Raw genomic sequence first — 1,233 nt, 5'->3', positions numbered from 1 at the left:
CTGATTCATCCAGGAGGAGCCGGTTGGAGTGAAGTGGAGGTGGAAGCGGGGATGTTTGGCCAGCCACGTCTTGATGGCCGGGGTCTTGTGGGTGCCGTAGTTATCGCAGACCACATGGATGTCGAGGCCCTCGGGGACGGCCTTGTCGATGGTGGTCAGGAACTTCTTGAACTCTGTGGCGCGGTGCCGGCGGTGTGTCTCGCCTATGACGCTTCCATCGGCGATGTTGAAGGCGGCGAAGAGGGTGGTGGTGCCGTGCCGGATGCAGTCATGGCTGCGCCGCTTTGGCATCATCGGCAGCACCGGCTGGGAGCGGTCCAGTGCTTGCACCTGGGACTTCTCGTCGACGCACAACACCACCGCCTTCTCCGGCGGGTTGTGATACAGCCCGACGACATCCACCACCTTCTCCACGAACAGCAGATCGGTAGACAGCTTGAACGTGTCGGACAGGTGCGGTTTGAGTCCGACGTCACGCCAGATCCTGCCGATGGTGGACTTCGACAGGCCGGACCTCTTCGCCATCGACGCCCGCGACCAGTGCGTAGCGTTCTTCGGGGTCTCCTCCAAGGTGGTCACCAGCACCTCCTCGACCTGGTCCAACGTGATCGACGACGGCCGCCCAGGCCGCGGCTCGTCGACCAGGCCCTCCAGGCGAGACTCGACGAACCGGGCCCGCCATTTGCCCACCGTCGGTTTCGAGACCTGCAGGTCCTGCGCGACCTGCGTGTTACTCGCCCCCTCCGCGCAAGCCAGCACGATCCGACACCGCAACGCCAGCGCCTGCGACGACTTCGCCCGCCGCGCCCACCCCTGAAGCGTGGCACGCTCCTCGTCGCTCAATACCAACTCGACCTTAGGCCGCCCTGTCTTCGCCACCCCACCATCTACACATAGATAACGAATTTAAGATGCGGGACACAAGTGATCATTTACGGATCTGTCAGCTGGCGTGGGCTTGGGATCGCAGGAACGCCGGCCAGGTGGTGTGATTCCGCTCGGGTGCGGGGTCGATGCCGTGTTCCTTGAGGATGTTCCACACGGTGGAGGCGGCAACCTTGATGCCTAGGGCGACGAGTTCGCCGTGAACGCACACCGGTCAGCGGACCGTCCGCGCCGCCTTCTCGATGATGTGGGTGACGGCGCCCGGGTGGGACACGGTCACAGCGTGAGAGGACGGGATCTCCTCGATGTGGGCATGGGCGCGCTTGGCCATGAAGACCTGAAGCTTCG

General features: G+C 63.8%; 1 protein-coding gene and 1 pseudogene. Both read right to left on the bottom strand.

The annotated features are described in order from the left end of the window. On the bottom strand, nt 1–879 hold an 879-nt coding region (locus VXC91_RS45860), incomplete at its 3' end, for an IS630 family transposase (protein ID WP_329513248.1). Between the two features lie 70 nt (nt 880–949). Further along, nucleotides 950–1,090 (bottom strand): annotated as a pseudogene (locus VXC91_RS45855) (integrase); the annotation flags it as partial. Nucleotides 1,091–1,233 lie beyond the last annotated feature (143 nt).

Source organism: Streptomyces chiangmaiensis, from assembly GCF_036281785.1.
Lineage (GTDB): Bacteria > Actinomycetota > Actinomycetes > Streptomycetales > Streptomycetaceae > Streptomyces > Streptomyces chiangmaiensis.
Note: the sequence above shows the minus strand (reverse complement) of the source record. Positions and strands in the feature narration are given on the sequence as shown.